The 3,427-nt window shown below is 54.2% G+C and carries 2 protein-coding genes and 1 pseudogene; 2 read left to right on the plus strand and 1 reads right to left on the minus strand.

Annotated features, from left to right (window positions below; genetic code table 11):
• Positions 1 to 1,426 (minus strand): glucan biosynthesis protein (locus HF921_RS08750; protein WP_215893678.1); only part of this gene is annotated, 1,426 nt, incomplete at its 3' end.
• 564 nt (positions 1,427 to 1,990) lie between these two features.
• Here HF921_RS08750 and HF921_RS08755 point away from each other — a divergent pair.
• A complete protein-coding gene (locus HF921_RS08755) occupies positions 1,991 to 2,815 on the plus strand; it encodes a response regulator transcription factor (RefSeq protein WP_064219884.1) in 825 nt (274 codons plus the stop codon).
• A gap of 354 nt (positions 2,816 to 3,169) precedes the next feature.
• Positions 3,170 to 3,427, plus strand: a pseudogene (locus HF921_RS08760) (MotA/TolQ/ExbB proton channel family protein); the annotation flags it as partial.

Raw genomic sequence — 3,427 nt, forward strand, 5'->3', positions numbered from 1 at the left:
CCCGCCACTGCCACTGATGATTGGTCGGATCGAAGCGTACCGCGGAATGGATTAAACGAGTGCCTGCCCCCACGGAAACATGCGCCTGCACGGGGGTGTTCGCCGGGAGTCGGCCTAAACCGCCACCCGCGAAATCTACCACAATACGGCGGCTACCACCGCTGTGCGGCACGGTCCCGAAATAGGTTGCGACGGGGTGACCCCCTGGTGGCAGATCGGCGGCGTCACGCAAAAAATCCAGGCGATAGCTAACGGAAAGGGCCTGTCCCGGTTGCGGTGGATGCCGAGGTACCCAAAACGTCACGATGTTGTCAAGATTGCGGTTATTGGTAGGTAATTCCACCAGCTCTACCTGCCCCTTTCCCCAATTGTTCAAAGGCTGAATCCAGACACTCGGCCGCTTCTGGTATTGCGTGTAGATCCCCTCATAACTGGTGAATCGCCGATCCTGCTGAAACAAACCAAAGCCCCGCGGATGCGCCAAGGTGTACCGTGTGACTTGCGTATACAGTGGATTGTTCAATGGTCGGGTAATCCACTCACCATCACCGTTGGCCATGATGAGATCACTGGAATCATGTTGTTGCGGATGCCAGTCACCGGCGCGAATGCCGCGTCCACGGCCATGCCAGAACATGCTGGACAACGGCGCGATTTCCAACTGACGGATCTTCTTGCGCGGATACAGGACCGCGTGGACGCGGATTTGCGTGCTCTTGCCGGGGGTGACTTCAAAGCGATAGGCGCCGGTTATCAACGGGCTGTTGAGTAGCGCATAAATCGTCAGATGATGCACGCCAGGCCTTGGGCGCTGTAACCAGAATTCCTGGAAATACGGAAAGATTTCACCGGAGGGCAACGCAGTGTCAATCCCAAGCCCACGTGCCGAGGTGCCATAAACCGCATCTTTGTTCACCGCCCGAAAATAGCTCGCGCCGAGAAAAGACAGAAATTCATCGTGCTGCTGCGCATATCCAGTATCTTTAACAAGAAAACCCGCATAACCTCCATTTTTGGGGATATGGACCTTTTTCGCCAGCGCGCCTTCGACGGAAAAAGTCTTCGAATCGTAGTGAATGGGATACGCCTGACCGTTGCGAATCACATTGATGCGCACGGGATGAACAAAGGTGCCGCCCAACGGGTAAAATAAGATTTCGAAGGGAAGGCCGTCGTGTTTCCACAGTGGATGAGTATCGAGTATATGCCCATACGCCTGCGGACTTAGTTGGCGCAGGCTTTTACTGGCCTCCACCGGGCGCGGGTGCCAGGCGCTCTGCGCGAGATCATGAGCGTCATGCACTACCTGACTGAAAGCGAATGGTGTTGCTGCAGCAGCATCTGGAGCAACGGCGGCGAGCAGCGCTCCACAACACAGGGGAAGCACGATGAAACGGATATTGAATTTTGATTTGCATATGGTCATGCAGATTAATCCAGCAAGTTATATGCCACCAGGCGTAGGTCACTAATTTTCCGTAGAAATGACTTAAATGAGGCTATGGGCGCGCAGCCATTTTCGTCGCTTGGGAACAACAAAATAAATGATCCGCACGCAATCACAGTAAATTCTTATATATTGGAGTCCACTTAATAATTAGCGTGTTCCAGAGGGAAAGAAGAGAAGTTTGGTCGTTATGTGTGGATGTCGCTTGTTGGCGACGGGTGACGGTGGGCGGGCATTTGCAGATAAACGTATGCCCGTGGAAAACTCTGCCACGGCGTCAGGAGAATAACCATTAAGCTCTGGTCTGAGCGCGTCGCCGGCATGAATTGTCATAAAAAAGTCATGTAATTTTCATGCTAATGTCACATAAGCGAGTTATCCTAGTCGGAGCCGCAATCTAGCCCCGCATAAGGAGAACTGCATGAGTCAGTCCACGGGCACGCACGTAGTCCAACTCCGTGCCATCGACACCCCCGCTCAACATTGCTTGGTGAGCTTCTTCCATCTGCGCGTCGCGTGCACGGTGCGCATGGAGTTTTCGCTATGTTTTTAATTTTATTAAACAGCGCTGTTGTGCACGCGGTACACGTGCTACGTGCGGCGATGTTTGCGCAGACGCGACCCTCCCCGCCGATGATACGGACCGGATCACCACACAGTCCACGAATCCTGCTGCTGGTCAATGCACGGACCAACGGTAAAACGGTCATTTCCGTTGAAGTGGCTCTGGAGCGCGCCGGTGGTCAAGTAATACGGAGCACGGAGCGCTCTAAAGTGGAGCAGCTGGTGCGGCGCTGGGATCCTGAAGTCTTGGTTCTACTCGGATGGTCTGCCACGACAAGTGATTGGATGCGGCACCTGCAACGCGCGCCGCGTGAGAGCGATCTGCCTTTCCTGGTGGTCGGCAATAGTGCGGAGGAAGACCATGAAGAAACACACGCTGTAGCAGCTCTGGAAGTAGGGGCACAGGCGTATATCCCTGCCAGTATGGGGCCGGAAATCTTAACGGCCCAAGTCTGCGGTCTCCTCAAGAAACTGCGCACACAAGCGCCTGCCCGGGTGGTTAAAGCGGAAAACATCTGCATCGATCTGGTGGCGCTGCGGGTCTGGATATTGGGACAGGAAATTCATCTGCCGCGACGGCTTTTTTATCTGCTGTACTATTTCGCCACGCATCCGGACGAAGTCGTTTCCAACGATCAGATCGCCGACATCCTGTGGGAGGGTAAGGGCACTTATCTCGCTCCCAACACCCTGGTGGTCAAGATTTATCGTTTACGCAAGATTCTGGAAAGTGTGGGGGCCAAAAGCTGGCTGGAAACAGTGCACAGTTTCGGATACCGATTTTCACCACCAAGGAATACGTAAAACGTCATAAGAATGTCATGACAACGTCATAAAATCAGCACCTCAGTGACACATGGGTGCAATATTCGGCTGTTAGCATGAGGCTATTCACAGGAGGCAAAAGACCTCCACTTTTGATGTCGCCGGATACATCCCGGCCATATAAAGAGGTAGCCGCATGAACGCCGTAATACAAAGCCCGGCACACCCGTTGGTGTGTGCCGGAGCAGGACACATTTTTATTGTCCACGCCTTGCTTGATCGATTGTCTGCCCATACCGGGTTGACCTTTCGGATCACTCCTCAGCACCAATCTTTCTTCCTCCGCGCGCCGCTTCGGCGCTGTTCCTTTCTGATATTTCAGGAGTCTTATTGATGAATATCGCTTACCTCATCCACCTCGCCAATTACTCCGACGGTGTGCTTTATGTGCTGGCGGGCCTTCTTGTGCTTGCCCTTGGCGTTATTGTCGACCGGTTCTGGTATCTGCGTCGCACCATCCTGCGCGGCACCGTTTTTGTGCAGGAGCTCGCCCAGCACGGACGCTTGGACCGCAGTGCCCTGCAAACCCTCGCGGATGCCGCAGGCGATTTGCCGGAGGCGGCGCTCTTGCAAACGGCGGCGAGCCACTCT

It is taken from the genome of Acidithiobacillus ferriphilus (assembly GCF_018854775.1).
Taxonomy (GTDB): domain Bacteria; phylum Pseudomonadota; class Gammaproteobacteria; order Acidithiobacillales; family Acidithiobacillaceae; genus Acidithiobacillus; species Acidithiobacillus ferriphilus.

Bases quoted from the DNA above. Each gene is read 5' to 3' on its own strand.
- HF921_RS08755 (WP_064219884.1), top strand. From the start codon at position 1,991: ATGTTTTTAATTTTATTAAACAGCGCTGTTGTGCACGCGGTACACGTG.